Annotated in this window: 21 protein-coding genes; 11 read left to right on the plus strand and 10 right to left on the minus strand. The window is 70.2% G+C overall.

The features are described 5' to 3' along the window. Positions 1-64 precede the first annotated feature (64 nt). The 5 genes from LEP48_RS00005 to LEP48_RS00025 all read left to right on the plus strand — a co-directional run bounded on the left by LEP48_RS00005 (position 65) and on the right by LEP48_RS00025 (position 4,697). A complete protein-coding gene (locus tag LEP48_RS00005) occupies positions 65-355 on the plus strand; it encodes a hypothetical protein (RefSeq protein ID WP_225563467.1) in 291 nt (96 codons plus the stop codon). Further along, positions 355-1,647 (plus strand): DUF308 domain-containing protein, encoded by a 1,293-nt coding sequence (locus LEP48_RS00010; protein WP_225563468.1) that lies wholly within the window; start codon positions 355-357, stop codon positions 1,645-1,647. The genes LEP48_RS00005 and LEP48_RS00010 overlap by 1 nt, the downstream gene beginning before the upstream one ends. Positions 1,648-1,652: 5 nt before the next feature. Next, a complete protein-coding gene (locus LEP48_RS00015; protein WP_225563469.1) occupies positions 1,653-2,351 on the plus strand; it encodes a hypothetical protein in 699 nt (232 codons plus the stop codon). After that, positions 2,348-3,649 (plus strand): hypothetical protein, encoded by a 1,302-nt coding sequence (locus tag LEP48_RS00020; RefSeq protein WP_225563470.1) that lies wholly within the window; start codon positions 2,348-2,350, stop codon positions 3,647-3,649. The genes LEP48_RS00015 and LEP48_RS00020 overlap by 4 nt, the downstream gene beginning before the upstream one ends. A 91-nt stretch (positions 3,650-3,740) precedes the next feature. Then, entirely contained in the window at positions 3,741-4,697 is a 957-nt protein-coding gene (locus LEP48_RS00025; protein WP_225563471.1) for an endo alpha-1,4 polygalactosaminidase, read from the plus strand. Positions 4,698-4,700: 3 nt separating this feature from the next. On the opposite strand, the gene hrpA is transcribed toward LEP48_RS00025, so the two are convergent. Further along, positions 4,701-9,350, minus strand: a complete 4,650-nt coding sequence (gene hrpA / locus LEP48_RS00030; RefSeq protein WP_225563472.1) for an ATP-dependent RNA helicase HrpA — start codon at positions 9,348-9,350, stop codon at positions 4,701-4,703. 162 nt (positions 9,351-9,512) lie between these two features. Here hrpA and LEP48_RS18905 point away from each other — a divergent pair, with 162 nt between their 5' ends. After that, positions 9,513-9,842, plus strand: coding sequence for a LacI family DNA-binding transcriptional regulator (locus tag LEP48_RS18905; protein ID WP_225563473.1), 330 nt, complete (start codon positions 9,513-9,515; stop codon positions 9,840-9,842). 198 nt (positions 9,843-10,040) lie between these two features. On the opposite strand, the gene LEP48_RS00040 is transcribed toward LEP48_RS18905, so the two are convergent. The 8 genes from LEP48_RS00040 to LEP48_RS00075 all read right to left on the minus strand — a co-directional run bounded on the left by LEP48_RS00040 (position 10,041) and on the right by LEP48_RS00075 (position 17,733). Further along, positions 10,041-10,955, minus strand: coding sequence for an NADP-dependent oxidoreductase (locus LEP48_RS00040; RefSeq protein WP_225563474.1), 915 nt, complete (start codon positions 10,953-10,955; stop codon positions 10,041-10,043). An 87-nt stretch (positions 10,956-11,042) separates the two neighbouring features. Then, the gene (locus LEP48_RS00045; RefSeq protein WP_188524003.1) at positions 11,043-11,474 is read right to left on the minus strand and encodes a cupin domain-containing protein; all 432 of its coding nucleotides are present in this window, start codon (positions 11,472-11,474) and stop codon (positions 11,043-11,045) included. A gap of 96 nt (positions 11,475-11,570) precedes the next feature. Then, on the minus strand, positions 11,571-13,508 hold the full coding sequence (locus LEP48_RS00050) for a heavy metal translocating P-type ATPase (RefSeq protein ID WP_225563475.1): 1,938 nt from the start codon (positions 13,506-13,508) through the stop codon (positions 11,571-11,573). 315 nt (positions 13,509-13,823) lie between these two features. Beyond that, a complete protein-coding gene (locus tag LEP48_RS00055) occupies positions 13,824-14,243 on the minus strand; it encodes a hypothetical protein (protein ID WP_225563476.1) in 420 nt (139 codons plus the stop codon). Positions 14,244-14,710: 467 nt separating this feature from the next. After that, on the minus strand, positions 14,711-14,950 hold the full coding sequence (locus LEP48_RS00060; RefSeq protein ID WP_154795784.1) for a heavy-metal-associated domain-containing protein: 240 nt from the start codon (positions 14,948-14,950) through the stop codon (positions 14,711-14,713). Between the two features lie 130 nt (positions 14,951-15,080). Further along, positions 15,081-15,902: a Crp/Fnr family transcriptional regulator gene (locus LEP48_RS00065; protein ID WP_225563477.1), complete on the minus strand. Its 822-nt coding sequence runs from the start codon at positions 15,900-15,902 to the stop codon at positions 15,081-15,083. 79 nt (positions 15,903-15,981) lie between these two features. Beyond that, entirely contained in the window at positions 15,982-16,203 is a 222-nt protein-coding gene (locus LEP48_RS00070) for a hypothetical protein (RefSeq protein ID WP_168631482.1), read from the minus strand. A gap of 12 nt (positions 16,204-16,215) precedes the next feature. Further along, entirely contained in the window at positions 16,216-17,733 is a 1,518-nt protein-coding gene (locus LEP48_RS00075) for a molybdopterin-dependent oxidoreductase (RefSeq protein WP_225563478.1), read from the minus strand. A gap of 873 nt (positions 17,734-18,606) precedes the next feature. Here LEP48_RS00075 and LEP48_RS00080 point away from each other — a divergent pair. Genes LEP48_RS00080 through LEP48_RS00090 form a run of 3 tightly spaced genes read left to right on the plus strand, consistent with a single transcriptional unit; the run spans position 18,607 to position 21,422 of the window. After that, complete coding sequence (locus LEP48_RS00080; RefSeq protein WP_225563479.1) at positions 18,607-19,206, plus strand: recombinase family protein; 600 nt, start codon at positions 18,607-18,609, stop codon at positions 19,204-19,206. Positions 19,207-19,209: 3 nt separating this feature from the next. Continuing rightward, positions 19,210-20,607: a Mu transposase C-terminal domain-containing protein gene (locus LEP48_RS00085; RefSeq protein ID WP_225563480.1), complete on the plus strand. Its 1,398-nt coding sequence runs from the start codon at positions 19,210-19,212 to the stop codon at positions 20,605-20,607. Then, the gene (locus tag LEP48_RS00090; RefSeq protein WP_225563481.1) at positions 20,604-21,422 is read left to right on the plus strand and encodes an AAA family ATPase; all 819 of its coding nucleotides are present in this window, start codon (positions 20,604-20,606) and stop codon (positions 21,420-21,422) included. The genes LEP48_RS00085 and LEP48_RS00090 overlap by 4 nt, the downstream gene beginning before the upstream one ends. 269 nt (positions 21,423-21,691) lie before the next feature. Here LEP48_RS00090 and LEP48_RS00095 read toward each other — a convergent pair whose 3' ends face one another. Further along, on the minus strand, positions 21,692-22,570 hold the full coding sequence (locus LEP48_RS00095) for a sigma-70 family RNA polymerase sigma factor (RefSeq protein ID WP_225563482.1): 879 nt from the start codon (positions 22,568-22,570) through the stop codon (positions 21,692-21,694). A gap of 77 nt (positions 22,571-22,647) precedes the next feature. On the opposite strand from LEP48_RS00095, the gene LEP48_RS00100 reads away from it, so the two are divergent. Together LEP48_RS00100 and purN are read left to right on the plus strand one after the other, a co-directional pair. Beyond that, positions 22,648-23,028, plus strand: coding sequence for a DoxX family protein (locus tag LEP48_RS00100; protein WP_225563483.1), 381 nt, complete (start codon positions 22,648-22,650; stop codon positions 23,026-23,028). A 330-nt stretch (positions 23,029-23,358) separates the two neighbouring features. Continuing rightward, positions 23,359-23,976 (plus strand): phosphoribosylglycinamide formyltransferase, encoded by a 618-nt coding sequence (purN, locus tag LEP48_RS00105; RefSeq protein ID WP_225563484.1) that lies wholly within the window; start codon positions 23,359-23,361, stop codon positions 23,974-23,976. Positions 23,977-24,314 lie beyond the last annotated feature (338 nt).

The raw sequence follows: 24,314 nt of genomic DNA on the forward strand, positions 1-24,314 counted from the left end.
ACGCGGGCGGGCCCATGTGAAATCCTCTGCGTCGAGACGTACACCGACCCCGGGGAGACCGCGCGTGACCGGCGACATCGTCATGAACGACGAGTTCCTGTCGGAGGTCGAGACCGACCTCGGGCGCATGAAGGAACGCCTCTACGAGCCGCTGGACGCGATCCGGTCGGCGGATCCGGCCGCGGTCGGCGAGCCGGAGCTCATCGAGAAGGTGTCGCACTTCCGCGACAAGTGGGACCACAGCATCGACCAGATGTGCGAGGCCACGGGCAACGCCAAGGACCAGCTGCTGAAGATCCGCGAGGGCTTCGCCAAGATCGACGCCGACCTCGCCGCGGCGCTCGGGGGCGAGTGATGGTCCACTACGAGCACATCGGGTACGACCCGGCACCCGGCGACCATGTCGTCACCGGCAGCCTCGCCAACGGCCTGACGGGCGGGCACGAGACCCTCGAGCGGGTGAAGTTCCTGCTCGGCAGCGTCGACGAGGGCGAGTGGGTCGGCGAGGTCGCGGTCGCCTTCCGCAGCATGCTGCACGACGACTTCGAGCCGAAGGTGATCGAGGCGGAGGAGGCCTTCCGCACGGCGGCCTCCGCGCTCGAGACCTGGGCCACCAAGCTCGAGAGCTACCGCGACCGTGCGAACACCCTGAACCACGAGCTCGGCGAGGCGAAGGCCGCTCTCAGCTCGGCCGAGTCGAACCTCTACGGCATGCCCGAGGGCCGCCGCCCGGAGGAGGACGCCCCGCAGCACGAGTGGGACCAGTACCAGGACGACGAGCGCGCCCGCGGTGTCGCGGAGGAGGCCCGCGCCGACGCCCAGGGGGTGGTCGACGGCGTCTGGACGCGCATCGAGACCCTCGTCGAGCAGTACGGCGCGGCGTCGCGCGCGCTGCTGGGGAAGTTCGAGACGGCCGCCGCGATGGCGCCGGACGACCCGTCGTGGTGGGACCGTGCGGTCGACTGGGTCGGCGACCGCTTCGAGGACATCGGCGACGCGTTCGCCGACCTCGGCGACATGATCCTCGAGTGGGCGGCCGAGAACGCCGGGCTGCTCGACCTGATCTCCGACATCATGGGCGTGGTCAGCCTCGTCGCCGGGATCATCTCCCTGCTGCCCATCCCCGGCGCGCAGGTCTTCGCGCTGGTCAGCGTCCTGGCCAGCGGGATCGGCACCCTCGCCGCCTACCTCAGCGCGGCGGGCCAGGCCGGGTCGTTCTCCGGCGGCTTCACCCCGGGCGTCATCATGGGCATGGTCGCGACGGCGCTGGGTGCCGGCGGTCTCACCGCGACGTTCCGCGCGGTGGCGGCGTCGGCCACCGCGGCGGGTCGCACCGCGCCGACGTTCCTGCAGTTCATGAACCCGGCGTCCAAGGTGGGGCAGGCCGCGACGAGCGCGTTCCCCGGGTTCTTCACGCTGGCGGCCAAGGGCGGGAGCATCGACTCCGTCGCGGAGCTGGGCTGGCGCACGGCCGACATCATGTTCGACCAGGGGATCTTCCTCGTCGCGGAGCCGTTCAACTGGTTCAGCGACTACGGGCACCTCAAGGGCGACGACTACAACGGCGTCCTGCCCGACTGGGGTGCCACGGCTGGCGAGACGGACGGCGAGGGCGCGCTGCTGCGCACCCAGCTCGAGAACAGGTGAGCGTGATGACCGAGAGCGACGTCCTCGACGCCGACAACCCCACCCGCTGGAAGCTCCGGATCCGTGTGCCCGACGACTGGGTGGAGCTCGCCGGGACGCAGACCGCCCAGGAGGCGGTCGGCGTCATCCGCGGGGCGCTCGACGCGGTGGACGTCGAGCTGCCGGCCCATGACGCCGGGCTGCTGCTCGACGGGCTGCTCGCCTGGCGGGACGTGTGGAGCGACCGGTCCGTGCTGCTGCACGGGCTCGTCTATCAGGGCAAGGAGTTCCGCGGCCCGACGGCGATCGACGAGGAGATCTTCCTCAACGTCGTGGGTTCCGTCCGGCAGATCGACGCGTTCGACGGACCGCTGTCGCTGCTGGAGGTGATCCGCCGGGTCGTCGCGGCGAAGATGGGCTTCGACCTGTCCGCCGCGTACACCGAGGCGTTCGAGACCGGCATCGGGCCGGCCCTCGGCATGACGGTGACCTACTCCGTCGACGCGCGGCTGCCCGGCGCGGCGGCAGGTTCCGCCCCGCCCGCGAAGCGCGACCTGGGGCTCGCCGTCGTCGTCACGGCACCGTCCGACGGCGGGCCGGGGCTGGTGCTCGTGGGGTGGTCGAGCGAGCCCCAGCACGTGCGCGCCGTCGGGATGCTGCTCGCCGCGATGGCGGGGCCTGCGAAGATCGTGCCGGTGGACGCGCAGGGCGAGGAGATCGGGTGACGGTGGCGCAGGCGGAGGTTCCGGGCGAGGAGGTCACGAGGCGCGGTCGTGCGCCGTTGCCCCCGTCGCCGCGCGATGTGCCCCTGCCTGCGACGTTCGGCGACTGGTACGACCTCGCGGCGGCGCACCTCGGGACCGCCCAGCGCCGTGACGGCGGCGGTCGCCGCATGCTGGCCGGGCTGCTGCTGCTCCTGGGCCTCCTCGCCGGTGCGGGGATCGGGACCCGGCCCGTCCTGGTGCTCCTGGGGCACGGTGCGGACGGCGACCGGGCGGACGTCGCGTCGCTCGTCGTCGGTGGCGTGATCGTCGCCGTGACGCTCACCTGGTGGCTGCGCCACCGGCGCGACTGGGGGCGCGCCCGCGTCCTGCGGCGCGCCTGGTCGCGCGCGCTGCGGCGGCCCGACGTCCTGGCGCTGCCGGTGCGCGAGCCCCGGCCCGCGGACGGTGTCGACCCGGAGGCGATGCACCACTTCCGCGCCCGCAGGCACGCGGAGCTCGAGCCGTACCCGGGGGTCAAGCCCGTGGACGGGGCGACGGGTCTCCTCGACGCCGCGCGCGCCGTCCTCTACCCGATCGTCGCGGCGGTCGGGCTGCTGCTGGTGGCCGTGGGTCTCGACCAGCAGCCTCTCGCGGACGGCGCCGTCGCGCTCGCGCCCGGCGTGGTGGTGCTCGTCGTCGGGCTCGCGGCGTCGGTGCGCGCCTGGTGGCGGCTCGCGGACGGGTTCGCGCTGGTGGGCCTCGAGCACGACGACGCCGCCCGGTGGTCCGGGTGGCGGGTGCTGCACGGGCTGCAGGAGCCCGCCCTGCTCCGGCCGTGGTGGAGGCGGCTCAACGTCGCGTTCCTGCCGATCGCGGGGGGCGGTCTGATCCTCGTCGTGGCGCGGCTGGGCACGGGCTCGATGCGGGTCGACGGCGTCGCCGTGGCCGTGGGCGTCTGCGTGCTGCCCGTCCTGGCCGTCTACGCCTCGTTCGCGCTGCGCGCCCTGGCCGGCCGGCTGCGCGCCCGCGGTGCGGACGTGGAGGTGCTGGTGCTGGCGGACGACGTGCCGGCCCTCGGCCCGGTCGTCGTCCCGCCGGGGCCGGCGCTGCTCCGGCTGGACGGGACGCCGGAGCTGCGCCCGGCGGGCGGGGTCCCGGTCCCGCTCGACGGCGCGACCCTGATCAGCGGTGCGCCGCACATGGTCGCGGCGCGCCGGCACTGGCTGGTGCTGGCCGACGCGTCGCAGGTGCCGCTGGTGTGCGCGGACGTCAGCCGCCTCCGACGCCGTGCGGCGGATGCCGGGCTCCGCGTGCTCTGAGCCGGCGCCGGGTGAACGCGCGCCCGGGTGCCGTCGCCCCGAGAATGGGGTGGGACGGCGAACGTCGTCGGTCCAGGCGAGGGGGAAGTCGATGCGTCGAACGGCGGCCGTGGTTCTCGGGTGCGCGCTGGCGCTGTCGGTCGTTGCCTGCGCCGAGGTGCCCGCGGACGCCGACCCGGTGCCGCACGTGGACGGCGCGCAGGGAGCGCAGGCCCCGGGGGACGACGCCTCGCTCGCCGGGGCGCCCGCTCCCGCGAAGCAGGTCGTGCTCCCGCCGGTGCGTGGCACGTTCGACTACCAGCTCGGCGGCGCGTACGACGCGGTGCCCGGCGGCGAGGGCGACGGCGGCGACGGCGGCGACGGCACGCCGACGATCGACGTCGTCGTCCGGGACGCGACGGCCGACCCGCTGCCCGGCGCGTACAACGTCTGCTACGTCAACGGCTTCCAGACCCAGCCCGACGCGGCGGGCCTGTGGACCGACGAGCACCCGGACCTGCTGCTGCGTGACGCCGACGGCGAGCTGGTCGTCGACCCGGACTGGCCGGACGAGTACGTCCTCGACCCGTCCACGGAGCCGCAGCGGGACGGGATCCTCGCGGTGATCGGGCCCGTGGTCACGGGCTGCGCGGACGCGGGCTTCGACGCCGTCGAGATCGACAACCTGGACACGTGGACGCGGTTCGACCAGATCGACGACGCCGGCGCGTACGCCCTCGCGAGCGCCTACGTCGACCTCGCCCACGCGCAGGGGCTGGCGATCGCGCAGAAGAACGCCGCCGAGATCGCGCCCGTGGCCCACCGCGAGCTCGGCTTCGACTTCGCCGTCACCGAGGAGTGCGGCGCCTGGTCCGAGTGCGCGGACTACACCGACGTCTACGGGGACCACGTGCTCCAGGTCGAGTACCCCGACGCGCTCGACGAGGCGGGGCTGACGTTCGACGACGTGTGCGCCCTCGACGACCGGGCACCGCTGACCGTCCTGCGGGACCTCGACCTCGTGGCGCCCGACGCGGAGGGCTACGTCTACGAGGCCTGCGCCGGCTGAGCTCTACCAGCCGTTCGGGCTGAGGATCTTGCGGATGCGCTTCTCGCTGACGGCGCCGTCGGTGCCGAGCTGCTGCGCGAACAGCGAGACCCGCAGCTCCTCGACGAGCCAGCGCACCTCGGCGAGCTCGGCGGCGCGCGCCGGGTCGGCGGGGCCCGTCGCGTAGGCGGCGCGCGCCTTGTCGTAGGCCTCGGTGACGTCGTGCACGCGCCAGGCCAGCTCGGCGTCCCGCGTGGGGTTGCCCTGGGCCTTCTCCAGGCGGGCCGACGCCGCACGCAGGTAGCGCACCAGGTGCGGGAGGCGCCGCGGCGGGGTCGCGGCGACGAACCCGTCGTGGACGATGCCGGCCACCTGGCCGCGGACGTCCTGGAGCGTGTTGAGCAGCGCCAGGGACGACGACGCGCGCACCTCGCCCTCGACGGTGCGCCAGGCGCTCAGCGCGGCGACGGCGTGCCCGACGACCCGGTGCACCTCGTCCTCGAGGTGCCGCCGGACGAACGCCACCGCGTCCACGTACGACGCGGCGTCCACGACACGGGCGGCCACGGGACCGCCCGTGGGGGTGCCGTGCGCCTTCGCCGCGTCCGGGCTGGTCAGCGCGGTGACGGCCGCGAGCTGCAGGTCGGCCACGAGGGCCTCGGTGTTCCGGTACGGCGCCGCCGCGAGCGTGAGCGACTGCGACGCCGTCCAGCGCGAGGTGATCCGCCCCGCCTGGAGCGCGGTCTCGCCCAGCAGCAGCCTCCGCACGCCGCGGGCGTGCGCGTCGTCGCGGCCCGACACGTCGGCCAGGACCCGCAGCGCCACCGACGGCCTGCGCTTGGCGTCCTCCTCCTCGACGAGCGCCGGGTACCCGCGCACGACGACGCCCCCGCCGAGGTCGGTCGACACGGCCGACGGCAGCGCGCCGTCGGGCAGCCCTGTGGGCCACGTGCTCAGGCCCACCTGCTCGGCCACGACCCGGGGTGCGCCGCCGGACCCGTCCGCGGCGGGAGCCGCCGCGCGGGCGGACGGGCTTGCGGGGGTGGTGGGCGGGAGCCCCGGAGGTCCGGCCTGGCGTCCGGGCGTGCCCGACGCGGCCGGGGCCCGCACCCCGGCCCCGGTGGCGGACGCACGGCGTGCCTCCTCGAGGGCGACGCCGACCGCGCCCTTGACGGCGGCCCGCACCGCGGCCTCGGACCTCGCGGCCAGCCTCCGCTGGAGGGCGAGCAGGTCCTTGGACTCGTCGACCAGGGCCGGGGCCGCCGCGCGGGGCTTGCGGCCGCGGCCCTTGCCCTGGGGGCCCGGGGCGTCCTGCGCGGGAGCACGCGGGCCCTCCTCGACGCGGAACGTCATGCGCAGGTGCGCGGGCAGCCGCTCGACCCGCTCGGCGTCCCAGACCTCGTCCGGGATGTCGACGCCGCGCAGCGCCCGGACGGCGCGCGTGAACTCGACGTGGAAGGGCGCGGCCATGTCCCCGGCACGGGTCAGGTCGTCCCACGACGGCGTGTGCTCGCGCAGCCAGCCGGCGACGGCGGCGCCGATGTCGGGCGCGGGCACGAGCTCGCGCCGCACCGTCTTGGGCAGGGAGCGGATGGTGGCGACGCACAGCTCGTCGAGCAGGCCGGGCACCATCCAGTCGAAGCCGTCGGGGGTGACGCGATTGAGGATCGACAACGGCACGTGCACCGTGACGCCGTCGGCCGCGGTGCCGGGGGAGAACTGGTAGGTGAGCGGCAGGGTGACCTCGCCCTGCGTCCACGCCTGGGGGAACTCGCCCGTGTCGACGGCGTCGGTGTCCACGAGCTGGTCGAGCGTGAACGTCAGCAGGTCCGGGGTCTCGCGCTGCGCCTGCTTCCACCAGGTGTCGAAGTGCGCGGCGCTGACGACGGACGCCGGCACCCGCTCGTCGTAGAACGCGAACAGGTCGTCCTCGGAGGCGACGAGCCCGCGCCGGCGGGAGCGCGCCTCGAGCTCTTCGGCCTCGGCGAGCAGGCGCCGGTTCTCGGCGAAGAACCGGTGGTGCGTGGTCCACTGCCCTTCGACGAGCGCGTGCCGCACGAACATCTCGCGCGCGGCCTCGGCGTCGACCTTGGCGAACAGCACGGGGCGGTCGGCGACGATCGGCACCCCGTACAGCAGCACCTTCTCCGTGGCCACGGCCGCGCCCTGCTTGGTGGACCAGTGCGGGTCGGAGTAGGTGCGCTTCGCGAGCGGGCCTGCGAGCTCCTCCGCCCACTCCGGCCGGATGCGGGCGACGTCGCGCGCCCAGAGCCGCGACGTCTCGACCAGCTCGCCCGCCATGATCCACTCCGGCGGCTTCTTGCTCAGCGGCGAGCCGGGGAAGATGGCGAACCGCGCGCCGCGGGCGCCCACGTACTCGTTGCGCGCCCGCTTGGCGGCCTGCCGCAGCGCGCGGGCGCGGGCCTCGCCCCGCAGGTGCGCGACCGACGACGCCTTGATCTCGCCCGTGTCCTGCATGCCGAGCTGGCTGAGCAGCCCCGCCAGCAGCGAGCGGTGGATGGTGTCGCCGTCCCAGCTGTGCCGATGGTGCGCGAGGTCCGCGGCGTCGGTGCTCGGGCTACCATCCGCGCCGCTCGTTCCTCGCGACGCTCCCGCCAGACCCTCCACGCCCTTCGCATCCGACGCCGCGGACCCCGCGCCGTCGCGCCCGGACGGCCGGGTGGTGTTGGGGGTGTAGCGCATGTCGATCCCGAGCGGCTTGGACATCTCGCGGAGCTGGGCGACGACGTCCTGCCACTCGCGGATCCGTAGGAAGTTCAGGTGCTCCGCCTTGCACATGCGGCGGAACGCGGACGAGCCCATCTCGTGCTGCTGGCCGCGCACGTACTCCCACAGGTTGAGGTAGGTGAGGAAGTCGGAGTGCGGGTCGGTGAACCGCGCGTGGAGCTGGTCGGCCTGGGCCCGCGTCTCGGCGGGACGCTCCCGCGGGTCCTGGATGGACAGGACGGCGGCGATGATCGCGACCTCGCGCGCCACGCCCTGCTTCGCGCCCTCGATGATCATGCGTGCCAGGCGCGGGTCCATCGGGAGCTGGGCGAGGGTGCGCCCGACGTCGGTGAGCCGGGTCCGGCCGTCCTGGTTCGCCAGGGCGCCGAGCTCGGTGAGGAGCTGCACGCCGTCGCGCACCGAGCGGGTGTCGGGCGGCTCGACGAACGGGAAGCGCGCGACGTCGTCAGGCGTGGAGACGACGCCGACGCTGATCATCTGCAGCAGCACGGACGCGAGCGAGGTGCGCAGGATCTCGGGCTCGGTGAACTCCGGCCGGCCGAGGAAGTCCTCCTCGGAGTACAGGCGGATCGCCACGCCGTCGGCCACCCGGCCCGAGCGGCCGGATCGCTGGTTGGCCGACGCCTGGCTGACGGGCTCGATCGGCAGGCGCTGCACCTTGGTCGCCTTGGAGTAGCGCGAGATGCGTGCGGTGCCCGGGTCGACGACGTAGTGGATGCCCGGCACGGTCAGCGACGTCTCGGCGACGTTCGTCGACAGCACGATGCGCCGGCCCGCGTGGGACTCGAAGACGCGGTGCTGCTCCGCGGCCGACAGCCGCGAGTACAGCGGCAGGATCTCGACGTGCTGCGGGTGCTTCGGGTCGCGGACCCGCTCCTTGAGGTGCCCTTCCAGCGCGTCGGCGGCGTCGTGGATCTCCCGCTCGCCGGAGAGGAAGACGAGGATGTCACCCGGCCCCTCGCGCATCAGCTCGTCGCAGGCCTCCACGATGCCGGTGACGAGGTCCTTCTCGTCGCGGTCGGAGCCGCCCTTGGCCTTCTTGGGTTGGTCCGGGTCGGTGTCGGGGGAGAGGGGCCGCCAGCGGATCTCCACCGGGTACGTGCGCCCGGTGACCTCGACGACGGGCGCGGCGTCGGGCAGGACGTCGACCACGGCCTCGGGCGCACCACCGACCTCCGCCAGGTGGGCCGGCGAGAAGTGTGCCGCGAAGCGCGCCGAGTCGATCGTCGCCGACGTGATGACGAGCTTGAGGTCCGGACGCCGGGGCAGCAGGCGCGACAGGTAGCCGAGCAGGAAGTCGATGTTCAGCGACCGCTCGTGCGCCTCGTCGATGACGATCGTGTCGTAGGCCAGCAGGTCCGGGTCCCGCTGGATCTGCGCCAGCAGGATGCCGTCGGTCATGACCTTGACGAGCGTCGAGTCGCTGGACTGGTCGGTGAACCGCACCTGGTAGCCGACGACGCCGCCCAGCTCGGTCCCGAGCTCGGACGCCACCCGCTCGGCGACCGACCGGGCCGCGATCCGGCGCGGCTGCGTGTGCCCGATCTGCCCGGCGCGCCCGCGGCCGAGCTCCAGCAGGATCTTGGGCAGCTGCGTCGTCTTGCCCGAGCCGGTCTCGCCCGCGACCACGACCACCTGGTGCGTGCGGATCGCGGACGCGATGTCCTCCCGGCGGGCCGAGACCGGGAGCTGCTCCGGGTAGACGATAGGCGGCACCTCGACGGCGGCACGCTTCGCGGCCGCCTTCTCGAGCTGCTCGCGGCTGACCCGGCGGGGGCCGGAGCGCTGGGGGGCGCCGCGGTTCCCGGCGCGGTTCTCGCGGCCCTGGCCGCCGCCCTGGCCGCGCCCGCGGCCCCGGCGGCGGGGACGACGCGCACCGCCGTCGTCCGACGACGACTGCGGTGCGGGGCTGGGCTCGGTGCTCACGACGTCCCATTCTCTCAACGTCCGCAAGGTGATTCGCGCGCTCAGGGGGAATGGCGCGCGACGGCGGGAGGCGAAGGGGTCTCGCCCGCGAAGGCGGACCTGCTGGGAGCGGTTCCATGATCGGGCCGCCGCAGTGGCCGACCACGACCGGAGGAGGCGCCGATGAGGGGACGCGTCACGACGCTGCGGGACGTCGCCGACCGGGCGGGCGTCTCACCCACCACGGTGACGCGGCTCATCAACGCCCACGGCTTCGTCAGCCGGGACGCGCGAGCCGCGATCCGGCAGGCCATCGACGACCTGGGCTACGTGCCGTCGGCGCTACCGACTCCCCGGCCGGGCACCGCCGACTCCCGATCGTCGCAGTCATCGCGGCCGCCGCCATCGCGACCGCGCTGGCCTACCGCGGCATGGTCCTGTTCGGACTCGAGGTCGCCGGCATGGTGCCCGCCGAGGCATACATGCTCGCCGGGTTTCTCGAGATCGCCCTGATCGCCGTCGCGCTCATGGCGCGCAGCGCGGCCCTCGACGGCCGCCCATACGAACTCCCAGATGTGACTTGCGCCGTTATATGGCGGGGTTCTATCGGGGTTGTGTGGCGGCCGGGTCAGCTGACGCCGATGACGAGGGTGCTCGCGGTGCTACCGGGCCCGGCCCAGGTGCTTCACATGCGCAACCGGTCAACCCGCGTCAGGCGTTGTGAGGCTGGATGACGATCTTGCCGGTGGCGTGGCCGCTCTCGACCGCAGCAATGGCTTCGCCCGCGTCCTCCAGCGGGTAGAGGGCCGAGACGTTGGGGTCGACGAGGTTGTATTCGATGACGCCGGTGATCTTCTCCAGTGCCTCGGTGGTGCGCTTCAGGGGACTGCCGCCGAGCTCGGTGACGGTGTCGGGGTCGGCGGCGGAGATGATCCTGGCCGGGTCGGTGACGAGTCCGGCGACCTGACGCAGGGCATCGCCACCGACGAGGTCCAGGATCAGGTCTACCCCCTCGGGGGCGATCTGGCGCACCTGGTCGGCGACATTTGCACCGGAGGGGATGAACGTTGCTCCGGTGGCTTGAACGATCTCGCGCTTGGCCTGCGAGGCGATGCCGATGACGGTGAACTGGTGGACCTTGCCGATCTGGGCGGCCATGAGTCCGACACCGCCGCCGGCCCCGAGGATGAGGAGCTGCTGGCCGGGCTCGAGCTCGATCTGGTGGGTGGCGTCGTAGGCGGTGGCCCCGGCGACGGGGATGGTGGCCGCGTCGGCGAAGGCGATCTCGTCCGGCTTGGCCACGGCATCGGTAGCGCGCACGAGGGTGTCCTCGGCGAAGGCGCCGTAGTCCGGGACCACATGGCCGAGGATCTCGTCGCCCACGGCGAAGCTTTCGACTCCCTCACCGAGGGCGGTGACGACACCGGAGACCTCCTGACCCATGGGGGCCGGCAACGGCTGGTCCCGACGGTAGCGGCCGGCGCGGATCTTGTAGTCGACGGGGTTGACACCGGCGGCGCGGACCCGGACGGCGAGCTCACCGGGGCCGGGCTGCGGCGCTGGACGGTCGATGAGTGCCTGGGTCTCGGGGCCGCCGAAGTCGGTGAATACGTACACCTTGGACATGGGGTTCTTCTCCTTCTGCTGTGTGTTCGAAGCGGGTGAGACAGGTGCGGCCAACAGCCGCTGAGTTCGCTGCGCGGGGATGGCCGGTCAGGCGGCGGTGGGAGGTTCGTCCTGGCCAGCGGCCTCGGCGGCGTCGGCTTCTTCCTTGGTGGGGTAGGCGCCGTCGGCCGCGTGCTCGGGCGGGGAGTAGATGGTGTAGAGCACGAGCGGCTCGTCGCCGGTGTTGCGGAAGTTGTGCCGGGCGCCGGCGGGGACGGCGCACTGGTCACCGGCCTCGATCGGGTGGGTATGGCCGTTGAGGTCGGCCTGACCGGCCCCGCTGACGAAGGTCAGGATCTGGTCGGTGTGCTCGTGGACCTCCTCACCGATCTCGCCACCGGCGGAGATCGTCATGATGACGATCTGGGCGTGCTGGCCGGTCCACAGCACCCGGCGGAAGTCGGGATTGTCCTGGGCGACCCGCGCGATGGTGAAGTGCTCGACGTTGCCCTCGATGGTGAAGTGTTCTTCGTTACTCATGATTCCTCCTGTTGTGGTTGTGCCGGGCTTACCCGGCGGTGATACATCCGCGCCTGGCCGGGACGGTGGATGAGGCGTCCCGCCCGGGGTAGAGGGTCAGGACCGGACCGCAGCTGGGATCGGTGCGGCGGTGGCTGGCGCGGAAGGTGTCGCCGTGGTGCTGGTGGTGTCCTGGTGGCGGCGCAGCAAGCGCATGGCGTTGACGATCACGACCAGGACCGAGGCTTCGTGGACGAGCATCCCGATGGACATGGTCACTCCGCCGAGCAGCACTCCGGCCAGCAGCACGGCCACGGTGATCAGGGCGATGGTGATGTTCTGGCGCATGTTGTTCACGGTGCGCCGGGCCAGGCCGATCGCTTCGGGGAGCTTGAGCAGGTTGTCGCCCATGAGGGCGATGTCGGCGGTCTCTACGGCCACGGCCGAGCCGGCCGCACCCATGGCTACGCCGATATCGGCGGTGGCCAGGGCCGGGGCGTCGTTGACGCCGTCACCGACCATGGCCACGACGTGACCCTGACGCTGCAGGTCCGCGACTGCGTCGAGCTTGTCCTCGGGCAGCAGGCCGGCGCGGACCTCATCGACCCCGGTCGCCGCACCAACTGCCTTCGCCACCAGCGGGGCGTCACCGGTGAGCATGACCACCTTCTTCACCCCGGCGTCGTGCAGACGGGCGACCATCTGCGCCGCGTCGGGACGGACCTCATCAGCCACCGCGACCACACCAGCCACCGCATCCTCCACGGCCACGATCATCGCCGTCCTGCCCGCTGCGGCGAGCTCCTCAGCGGCCTGCCCGGCGCCAACAGTGTCGGCGATGCCGTACTGCTCCAGCAGCGCCACGTTGCCGATGAGGACCCGGCGCCCGCCGATGGTGGCAGTGATGCCCTTGCCAGGCACGGGCTCGGTGACCTCGGGCAGCCCCGACGTGGCCAGCCCCTCCGCGGCTGCTGCCTCCAGGATGGGTCGGGCGAGCGGGTGCTCGGAGCCGGCCTCGGCCCGGGCTGCCCAGGTCAGCACCTGGGCGCGATCCATGGCTGGGGCCAGGACGACGACGTCGGTCAGGTGCGGGCGGCCCTTGGTCAGGGTGCCGGTCTTGTCCACCGCGACGGCGGTGATCTTGCCGGAGGTCTCCAGGTACTCCCCACCCTTGATGAGGATGCCGTCCTTGGCGGCCCGGCCGATGCCGGCGACGATGGAGACCGGGATGGAGATGACCAGCGCGCCGGGGCAGCCGATGACCAGCAGGGTCAGCCCGAGCACGACGTCACCGGTGAGCAGGCCCACCACGAGGGCCAGGACCATGATGGCCGGGGTGTACCAGGCGGAGAACCGGTCCATGAACTGGGCGGTCTTGGCCTTGGCGTCCTGGGCGTCCTCCACGCGGTGGATGATGCGGGCCAGCGTGGTGTCGGCGCCGATGCCGGTGGCGAGCACCTGGAGGAACCCACCCTTGGCGACGGTTCCGGCGAAGACGTGGTCGCCCTTGGACTTCTCCACGGGGATGGACTCCCCGGTGATGGAGGCCTCGTCCAGGGCGCCGGTGCCGGCCACGACCTCGCCGTCCACCGGGACCTTAGCGCCGTTCTTGACCAGGACGATCTCGCCCATGGCCACGCTCGCAGCGGGCACCTCCACCTGCACGCCGTCGCGCATGACCACGGCCACGTCTGGGGCCACGGCCACCAGCTCGGCCAGTGCCGAGCGGGTCTTGTTCAGCGTTGCGGACTCCAGGGCGTGCCCGATGGCGAAGAGGAAGGTCACCGCGGCGGCCTCCCAGTACTCCCCGATGATCACCGCGCCGATCGCGGCCACCGAGACCAGCAGGTCGATGCCGATGACCCGGGCCATGAGCGCCCGGGCTGCCTTGGTCACGATCGGGGTACCCGCGACCACGGCGGCGGCCACCATGAAGGCGTTGCTCCACGCATCGGAACCGAGGCCGCGGGCCACGAAGAACGAGATGAGGATCAGCGCCCCGGAGACCACTGGGATCGCCCACCTGCCGTACCACCACTGCTGCAGCTTGTTCATAGCTGTTCGACCTTCCTGTAGCTGTCCAACCCCAGTTCGGGGTGCTGACAACGACGTTATGAAGATCGGCACCGGGCAACCATGACCGGCGTCAATCAACCGCACACCCATCCGTGCACCGCCGCCGGGGCTGCTCTAGCGTGCTGGCGCAATGAAGAGCGTCACCGCCGAGTTGATCGGCGGTGACGCTTAGCTGGTCCGGCTCAGAATGCGACCGGACGAGCCACGTAGCCTCGGCCCGCGGGCGCCCATGACCACACCCCAGTCCGCGGGGCCCGTGGGGCCGGGTGTCACGCGCATGGCGGGACGGCCCCGTCAGGTTCGCCTGGTTGCCAGTTCCTCCACCATCAGGCCCAGACCGCTACCGAGCATGAAGACGTCCCGAGCGATCCCCATGCCAGCCGGCGCTGGACGGATTCCGTCATCACGGGTGAACCCTGGCGTCTTGAGGTACACGGCCATCAATGCGGCCGAGAATCCACTTAGGCCGGCCGCGGCCACCTGGGTGGGTACCATCGGGGCTAGTAGCGCCGTGCCCAGAGCGATCTCGAAGGTCGACAACGCCTTCCCGAAGCGGACCGGGTCCATCTTCTTCAAGAACGGGAACGCGTTGGCGGCCTGGTCCCGCAGCCCCGTTGCCCCGTCGACGTCCAATGACCGCTTAGTGATTCCGGTGTTCAATATGAAGGCCCCGCTCGCCAGGCGCGGCGGGACATGGTGAAGCTTGACGCTCATAGCAATCTCTCCTGAGTTCTTGGGACGTGGGTCTACCAGCGGTTCACACGTGAGAATGCAGCGGGCAGGCTTCCGCTGATCATTGACGGGCCCGGCGGCCCGGTGCGGCCCTCATGGGTGGCGGGATGACGCCCGGGCAGTGCGCTCGCGCTTGGTCTGGGCACCGGTCGACGTCCCTGGTCGCCCTAGTGGAGGCGGGTCCTAGGTCCTCCGAGATAACGCTTGCGGTAACGCCGGCACCGCCGACGGTCACCAGGATGTCCTCGACGTCCAAGCGTCGGGGGTCGTAGTCGACGTCAACCCGGTGCGAGTGCAGATCGATGTGCACGGCCTGCACCCCGGAAGACGCTTCAGGTGCCGGTTGATGTCGGTGGCGCACGAGGGGCAGAAAAACTCGCCCAGGCGCAGCTGCAGGTGCGCCGCCTGTGCCATGACGCTCACTGTCCTTCTCCTTGGCGCGGCGGGCGTCAGAACGCGGCAGGCTTGGCGACGTACCCGGCCTTGCCCACAGCGGCGATCAGGTCCTCGACGCTGGCCTTGGCCGGGTCGTGGTCGACCTCGATGCGTGCCGAGGCGAACTGGACCTTCACGGCGCTGACGCCGTCCAGGCGTCCGACACGCTTCTCGATCTTCGCCACGCAGGAGGGGCAGGAGAAGCCTTCGGCGCGCAGGGTCGTGTGGGTGGTGGTGGGAGCGGTGGTGCTCATGGTGTGTTCCTTCCTTCTCTGACGAGGTCTCACCCTTCTTGGGTGCTGACTACGACGTTACGAGCGGGCCAGGAACCGAACCATGACGTGCATCAATCAACCGCAGCAGACGTGAGAGAGTCCTCGCCCCTCAGGCACTGGCGGCCACGGTGGCGAGCAGACGGTCGCCGTCCAGGATGGCGGTCCATCTGCGGCCGGAGTCGATGATGCCGTCCTTGCGGAGCTGGCTCATTACCCGGGAGACGGACTCCGGTGTCGAACCGGTCATGCCGGCCAGGTCAGTGCGAGACAGCGGCAACTGGATCAATGTGGCACCGGAGGAGCTGTCCTGGCCGAACTTCTCGGCTAGGCGCAACAGCGTGGTCGCTACCCGCTGGGCGACGGTGGCGGTGGATTGCGCGGTGACGTCCGCACGCGCTTGCGCTAGCAGCGCGGTGACGTCGTCCACCACCCGTAGGGCGACCTCGGGGTGTTGCGTCATGACATCGCGGAAAGCGCGTGTGTCGATGCGTAACGCGCAGGTGGTGGTCAGGGCGCGAACGGTTTCGGGGTAGGTGGGCTGGCCCAGGGTGTGCATGCCTCCGAAGAGGTCGCCAGGGGCCAGGAGATCGACGACGACGTCCTGGCCGTTCGGGGTCGGGCGGGAGACCTTGGCGCGCCCGGCTGCCATGACGTAGAGATGTTCGGCCACGTCGCCGGCTGTGTAGAGCGGGTCGTCCTCAGCCCAGGACAGCGAGACCATGCGGTGGTCGATACCGACAAGATCCTCGTGGGACAGACCGGCGAAGAGCGGCACCTGGCCGAGAACCTTCATGCGTACCGGCAATGGACAGTGATGGGGCTGGGCGCAGGTTGAGCGCAGCGGGACTCGTCGTCGGCCAGGTGCGCCGGTAGCCGAATTGACCGGGGAGGATGCACCGTGCGATGCGGCGGAGCCGGGTTCGCTGCTCACGATTGCCTCCTGAAAGTGATGCTAGATGCGCCGAGACGAATAAGCACGTGCTTCGTCTCATTATTGGTAGCCGTAATGGTCAGGCGAGCGTGTATTCGCCCGCCTCCTGCACGGCTGCCTCGATGGCCGAGCGGTTCAGCTCGACGTCGTCCTTGTGCTTGAGGATGATGCGCGCTTCGCCGTCGGGAATGATCTCGGTGGCGACGGCACCGATACCTGCCACGAGATAGAGCCTGTCCTTGATGGCCCGCGCATCCTCGGCTGTGGTCATGCCGGCGACGGTGTAGATAGTGCTGATCATGCCCTGCTCCTGTCAGATCCGGCCGTTGAACGCCTGCATCGCGGCGTCCTCACGGGTGCCGCCACGACCCTCACCGTACGCGGCGTAGTCGGTGATCCACTCGATGGACTTGATCCACTTGACCATCTTGTACCCATGGTTCGACTCCACCCGCAGCCGCAGCGGCGCGCCCAGATGCACCTCCAACGGGTGCCCGTTGCGCTCGTACGCCAGGATCGTGTCGTCCTCGGCGACCGTGTCGAGGTCCAGCACCGCGTAGAACGGTTCCCGCGGCCGGTGGTCCCACATCTCCTGGGCCAGGCCGTGGGAGGTGATCATCACGTAGTTGGCACCCTCCGGGGGAGGTCCGAGGACCTCGAGGAGGTCACGGAGCCGGACGCCGGCCCATTTGGAGGTGGCCGACCAGCCCTGCATGCAGGTGTGGACCGCGATGTACTCGGTCTTCGGGAGCTGACGCAAGTCCCCCAGGCTCAGCTGCAGCGTCTTACCGCTCAGCTCACCACCGAGCTCGAGGCGCCAGTCACGGAAGCCGCTGTCCCGGTGGGCGAGCCACTCCGTGGACTCGTCCTTGGTCGGCGGGAGCCCGTTGGTCCAGTGGAACTCCGAGATGTCCTTCTCGGTGTAAGTACTCTGGCGTCCCATGCGGGGCTTCATCCAGTTCAGGGTGACCTTGCGGATCGGCTCAGTCAGCGCCACGAGCACGCGCTGGGAGCGCGGGCGGTCGGCCAGCGTGAGGTAGCTCAGAGCGATCCACAAGCCGATAACGACGACGATCGTGGCGATCGCGATGGTGAAGGCCTGCGCGTATCGGGCGGTGTCGGTGACACCGAAGACCATGTGCGGCAGGTTGTACTCGGGGTGGACCAAGAACACCAGACCGATGTGCATCACGATGAAAATGCTCATCAGGACCATGCCGATGAAGTGCAGCGAACGAGCGCCCTGGTGCCCACCCCACAGCTTCAGGTACCAGGGGAAGCGCGAACGCACGGCCGGGGACATCGCGATACCTGTCAGGATCAGCAACGGCGCCAAGATGAAGACGACGCCGGTGTAGGTGAGCATCTGCAGCGCGTCGTAGGGCTGGAAATGCTCGATCGAGGGCACGCCGAAGCCGAGGTAGATCCGCATGGATTCCCACGCCTCGGGGAACACATCCCACGAGTTCGGCACGATCCGCCGCCACAGGCCGGTGCCGAACAGCAGGACGACGTAAAGCAGGCCGTTGATCAACCACAGCGTCACTCCCAGTCCGTGCCAGTGCCGCCCCAGGCCGATGTTCTTCTTCCCCGGCAAGGTCAGCAGCGGGCTGGCGGATCGCTCGTCCATGAGGGAGGTGTAGACGCCCTCCTCCTTCGGCAGCTCCCGGCGGGTGAACTTGATCCACTCAGTGCCCGGCTTGGAGTCATTGCGCCACCACAGGCGGGGCAGCGAGGCGAGAATTTCCCACCCGCTGCGCAGCACAATCCCCATTAGGACAAAGTTGAGCAGGTGTGTAGCCCGCAGCCAGAGCGGGAAATCCGGGTCCAAGAATGCCTCCATAGATCGTCGCCGGCTGTAGCCGCGCCTGTCCTCGCCACACTAAGCCGCCCACCTATCCCGGGCATCTACGGGCTGCTCGATGCCGGTCCGCTGCCATCGGTCGGATCCCGTGTTGGCCTTCCATCCCGGGCATCTACGGGCTGCTCGATGCCGGTCCGCTGCCATCGGTCGGATCCCGTGCTGGCCTTCCACGGCAGGCTGCGGTGGGAGCTTTGGTGCGGGAGCCCAGACGTAGATGCTCGGAGAGCCGCCCTGTGCCCCGCGCTCGCATCGGAATCGGACAGAGGGAGTGGAACTCAACCCAGCGGCACACCCTGTGCGGCCATGGGAAAGGTTCGGGGTCGATGGGCTGGCCGTCGATGTGGACGGCGTACTGCAGGTGGTAGCAGCAGGCGAAGTTCCCGGCGTCGCCAACCAGGGCGATGACTAGCCGCAGGCGGCCCCCGAAGTCGGTGCCGTAGTGAAACATGCCGCCCAATAACTTGCGGGGCCCGAAACGTGAGGTGATCGGTGCATCCAGCGGCGCGGGCCGTCACCGAAGCGCTGGTGCCCCAACACCCCAACGCTCGGGCAGCCGTCGCTGCCTGCATGGCCAGAGTCCTCAGCGAGGTCGACGGCAGGCCCCTGACGTTCCACGGGCCATCAGCGATCCGCACTTCTCTTGGCAGCCACGACGCACCACTCGCAGTCTGCTGTACGTAATCGAACGATTCCGCTACAGCGGCGACGAGGGCTCGGCGCCCTCTTCAGGATGCTTGACGGTTCGCGGTTCTCGGCCCACGCCATTTGTAACGAAACTCAGTGCCGGATTCTATGGCTCGATACTTCCCGTGCTGAACGAGTATCGCTACAGTCAGCGCCATGGGGCATCTGCTGGGGTATGCGCGTGTGTCGACGACCGATCAGGACGCTGCGCTGCAGATCGATGCGCTGACTGCGGCGGGGTGTTATCGGGTCTTCGTCGATACGATCTCTGGCTCCCTGGATCACCGGCCCGAGCTGGCGAAGTTGATGGACCAGTTGCGCCCGGGGGACACGCTGGTGGTGTGGCGGCTGGACCGGTTGGGTCGCTCGATCAGGCATCTGATCGACCAGCTGCAGGTCCTGTCCGAGCAGGGCGTGGGGTTCCGCTCCTTGCAGGAGACGATCGACACGACCTCCTCGGGCGGGCGGCTGGTGTTCCACGTCTTCGCCGCGCTGGCCGAGTTCGAACGTGACCTGATCCGTGAGCGCACCCACGCAGGACTGGCCGCCGCCCGGGCCCGTGGCCGCAAAGGCGGGCGACCGCCCGCCCTGTCGCCGGACCAGGTCAAGGCGGCCCGTCGGATGTATGAGCAGAATGAGATGACGGTGGCGCAGATCGGTGCGGTCTTGGGCGTCAGCCGGGCCACCATCTACCGCGTGCTCAACCGCCAAAGTGTCCCAGTGGTCGAACCACGACAGTCGAGAAGCGCCGTGTAGGTCATGGACGCGGCCGGGCGCTGGCAGATCCTCAGGCTTCACGTCGAGGACCAGATCCCGCTCGCCGCCCTGGCCCGGGACACCGGGATCGGGTTGCGCACGCTGGAGCGGTGGCACGCCCGCTACCGCACCGAGGGATACGCAAGCCTCGATAGGCGGCAGCGCGCTGATGTCGGCAGCCGCCGCCTGCCCGCTGAGCTCGTGTCGTTGGTCGAAGGGCTGGCGTTGAGGAAGCCTCGGCCGGCGATCATCACCATCCACCGCAAGGTCAGCGCCATCTGCGAGGAGCAGGGATGGCCCGTGCCCTCCTATGGCGTCGTGCGCGCGATCATCGCCGACCTCGATCCGGGCATGGTCACCCTGGCCCTGGAAGGGCCGGCGTCCTACCGGGACAAGTACGAGATCGCGCTGCGCCGGCAGGCCGAGCGGCCGAACGCGATGTGGCAGGCCGATCACACCCTGCTCGATGTCCTCGTGGTGGGCACCGACGGCAAGCCCGCCCGGCCGTGGCTGACGACGATCATCGATGACTGCTCGCGCGCTATCTGCGGGTACACCGTGTTCCTCGGTGCGCCCTCGGCGATGAACACCGCGCTGGCGCTGCGTCAGGCGATCTGGCACAAGACCGACCTCTCCTGGCCGATGTGCGGCCTGCCCGAGGTGCTCTACGTCGATCACGGCAGCGACTTCATCAGCAACCAACTCACCGGCACGGCCGTGGACTTGCATATCCGACTCATCCACTCTGCCGTCGCGCGTCCTCAGGGGCGCGGCAAGGTGGAGAGGTTCTTCGGGACCGTGAACACCGAGCTGCTGGCTGGTCTGCCTGGGTACATCGCCGAGGGACACCACTGGCCGACGCCGAAGCTGTCCCTGGCTGAGCTCGACGCTGCGATGGAGGAGTTCGTAATCACCTACAACGACCAAACTCACAGCGAGCTCGGCACCTCCCCGCGCGCTGCCTGGATCGCCGATGGCTGGCTACCGCGCATGCCGGAGAGCCTGGAGGACCTCGACGGGCTCCTGCTCACCGTCGCCCAGACCAGGGTCGTGCGCCGCGATGGCATCCACTTCCAGGGCCTGCGCTACATCTCCCCGACCCTGGCCGGTTACGTCGGCCGGTCGGTCGTGATCCGCTACGACCCCAGGGACATCACCGAGATCCGCGTGTTCGACCACGAGGACTTCATCTGTAAGGCCATCAACCAGGATCACCACGACCAGAAGGTCAGCCTCAAGGAGGTCCAGGCCGCCCGCAACGCCCGGCGCCGGGCGCTGCGTCAGGGCATCAACGAGCGGATCGCCGTCGTGGCCACGCAGACCGACCCTGCACCAGCGACCGAGGCGCCGCCGCCGGCGCCTCGGCGGAAGTTGCAGGTCTATAGAGAGGACCTGAGGTGAGTCAGCGCTTCATCGTGACCAAAGAACACCGCCGCTTCACCGAGTTCGCCGACGCCGTGCGGCGCGGGCACACCATCGGCCTGTGCTTCGGACCAGCCGGCGTGGGAAAGACGCTCTCCGCGCGCCGCTACGCCCGCTGGGACAAGGCCCACGACCTGCTGACCTACTGGGGACCGCGCTCCGACAGTGACGCGAAGATCTACGCCGCGCTGGCCAAGAGCCGTACCGTGCTCTACACCCCCAGCGTGCTGACCACGCCACGGGCCCTGAAGGAGGAGCTCGACCAGGTCATCTCCCGCACCAATATCTGCATCGAGCAGCACCTCGCGCCGGCCGGACAGGTCACGCCAGAGACGCGCGGGTGGCGCCACAGCAGGAACTACGTCGAGCTGATCATCGTCGATGAGTCCGAACGCCTACGCCCCACCGCACTGGAACTGCTGCGCGATCGCTACGACCGCGACAACATCGCCCTCATCCTGATCGGCATGCCCGGCCTGGAGAAGCAGTTCAGCCACTACCCCCAGTTCTACAGCCGCGTCGGCTTCGCCCACCAGTACCGGCCCCTGGGCAAGGACGAACTGCTCTTCGTCCTTCAACGGCACTGGCGCGCCCTCACCAAGACCCTCGACCCAGAGGACTTCACCGACGCCCAAGCCATCGCCGCCATCGCCCGCATCACCCGAGGGAACTTCCGACTCCTGGAACGACTCTTCCCCCAGATCGAGCGCGTCCTGAAGATCAACGAACTCGACACCATCACCAACGACGTCATCGAAGCCGCCGCCAGCACCCTTGTCATCGGCGTCAGTTGACAGGCCGCCACATAGCACCTACAGAACCCCGCCATTTATCGGCGCAAGCCACAACTCCCAGAACCCGATTCTGGCGTGCCTCAGAATCGGTCAGTTCTGAAGCGACGACCTGACTTGTGGGAACGGGCCAAGACGTAGCAGTCGATGCCCTCAGGGTGACTCTGCTATGCCCGGGCCGAACCAAGGCGCCAGAGACGTGCCTCCTGTAGCCCTGGTCACGAATGCGCGGGATGGCGATCGAACCTGGACGGATCCTGGCGGCGAACAGGTCATGCCAGGTCCGGAAGCTCCATCCGGCCTAGCGTCGCCCTGTCGGCGACTGCGGTGATCGCCGTCATACGCCGGTGCTCCACGGTGCAGGTCATCAGGCCCACGGGACGACCGGTGGGAGCGAAGGCGAGGACCCCGGGTCGCCCGTCCACCACGACCTGGCGAGCGGTGAACCCCAGCTCGCTCCCCCGCACGACGGCGCGGACGAGTTCTGCACGGCCTCGTCTCACCGTCACGCCCCGCGGGCTGCGCACCTCCCAGACCAGGTCCGGGTGGAGGACCTCGAGCAGGGCCTCGAAGTCGCCGTCGCGGGCGGCGGCCAGGAACGCGTCGACCACAAGTCGTTGCCGGCGGTGACTACCAGTGGGGCGTGCGGCGTCACGGACCTTGCGGCGAGCACGGCTCGCTGCCATCTTTGCGGCGTCGACCGACTTGTCGATGATCACGCCGATCTCGGCGAACGGGACACCGAACACGTCGTGCAGCACGAAGGCGAGCCGTTCATCTGGCCGGAGCGAGCCCAGCACAGTGAGCAGAGCCAGGCCGAGTGCCTCGCTGTCGATCGCGTGGCTCTCCGGGTCCCCGTCGGTGGAGACGACGTCGGCCGTGACGACCGGGTCGCGGAACTGCGCTTCGAAGGACGTCTCGCCCTTTGCCGCCCGGGAGCGCAGGACGTCAATGCTCAGCCGCCCCACCACGGTGGTCAGCCATGCGGCGAGGTTCTCGATCGTTGCGGGGTCCTGACGGGCGAGACGCACCCACGCCTCCTGCACGACGTCCTCCGCGGAGCTCGCGCTCCCGAGCACCCGGGTCGCGATCGCCAGCAGACGCCCGCGCTCTGCCTCGAAGTTCTCTGCCAGGTCGGTCTGGGAGCTCATCGTTACCTCTCCTCGGTCTGTCCCGTCATCACGATGACGGGCCCGAGCGGGCCGACGTAACGACGAAGGAGAAGTTCGTGAACCTCGCCCTGTGGATCCTCGCCGGCGCACTCGCCATCGCCTACACCGCGGGCGGCACCAGCCTGCTGCTGATGCCCAAGGAGCGGTACCGCGCACTCGGGGCCAGCCAGCACTGGGTCGACGACTTCGAGGACCGGCACCTCAAGGTCATCGGCGTCGTCAAGATCATCGGGAGCCTCGGCCTCATCCTCCCGGCAGCGCTCGGCGTCGCACCGCTCCTGACTCCTCTCGCGGCCAGCGGGCTCGCACTCTTCATGGCCGGCGCCGCAACCACGCGCTTCCGTCGCAGCGAATGGAAACTGATGCTCATTGACGTGTTCTACCTCAGCCTCTTCCTCGTGCTGGCCTGGGGGCGGTTCGACCTCCAGCCGCTCTAGGTCTAACCGGCCACGACTTCGATGCCAGTTCGTGTTGTCGAAGTGAGGGTCTCCGGTTCGCGCAAGTGCCCGAACAGGAAGGAGCCCCCCTGAAGTTCCGAAAACTCCAGAACCCGATTCTGGCGCGCCTCAGAATCGGTCAGTCTTGGAGCGTTGACAGTGATTGTTGGGGCTCGACAGAACCGCCACTACTCCAGCGCGGCAGTCGTCACGTCGTGTGGATGAAACGAGGTCGACCCGGCCCTGCGCACCCACTATCGACCGCCCACCGGCCGCAGCGCACTCGTCACCGCGGTCTCACGCCGCAAGGGCGTGACGTACCGTGTCGCCATGTCGAGCGCCAGCGCCCCCACGCATCTCGCGATCTTCGCCTCGGGTGAGGGGAGCACGGCCGCGCGGATCATCGACGCGGCGGGCCGAGGGCTGGACGCCGCGGTCCGTCTGGTCGTCAGCAACAACAGCGGCTCAGGTGCGCTCGAGCACGCGCGCTCCCGAGGCGTGCCGACGCGCCACCTTAGCGGCCGGACCCACTCCGACCCCGAGGCGCTCGCCGCTGCAATCGCGGGGGCGCTCCACGAGGCCGGCGTCGAGCTCGTGGTGCTCGCTGGCTACATGAAGAAGCTCGGCCGCCGCGTCCTGGCTGGTTGGGACGGGCGCATCGTCAACACCCACCCGGCCTTGCTGCCCGCCTACGGCGGCGTCGGGATGTATGGGGACCGCGTCCACTCGGCCGTCCTTGCCGACGGGGCCACCATTACCGGCGCCTCGGTCCACGTCGTCACCGCCGAGTACGACGAGGGTCCAGTTCTCGCGCAGTGCCCCGTGCCGGTCGAGCCCGACGACGACGTCGCGAGCCTCCGCGCGCGCGTCCAGGCGGCCGAGAAGGAGCTCCTCATCTCGTGGCTCACCGCGTCCTGCGGCGTCCGCGAGACCGCCCTGCCCACCTGAGCCGCAGGCCGTCCCGCAGATCCGTCCTGCTCACCGCGTCCTCCGCCCTGCTCACCGCGCCCCCGTGGGCCGGATGCGAGTGAGCCGGCAACGATGCTCACCCAGCGAACCAGGTGACCGTGCGACATCGAACCGTCATCCGGTCCGGGCTGGTGCGGCTTCCGCTGCCTCCGTGTGGTCAGTCGGCCACGGCTCGTCAGGTTCCGAAACTCCCAGAACCCGATTGTGACGCGTCTCAGAATCGGTCGGTTGAGCGGTGTCTGAGAACTTGGCAGGCACACGGTGGCACTACGCGTCGTTGTGCTTCCGGTTCATGGAGTGGGCGCGGGCCAGGCGAG

It is taken from the genome of Isoptericola luteus (genome assembly GCF_020297055.1).
Taxonomy (GTDB): domain Bacteria; phylum Actinomycetota; class Actinomycetes; order Actinomycetales; family Cellulomonadaceae; genus Isoptericola; species Isoptericola luteus.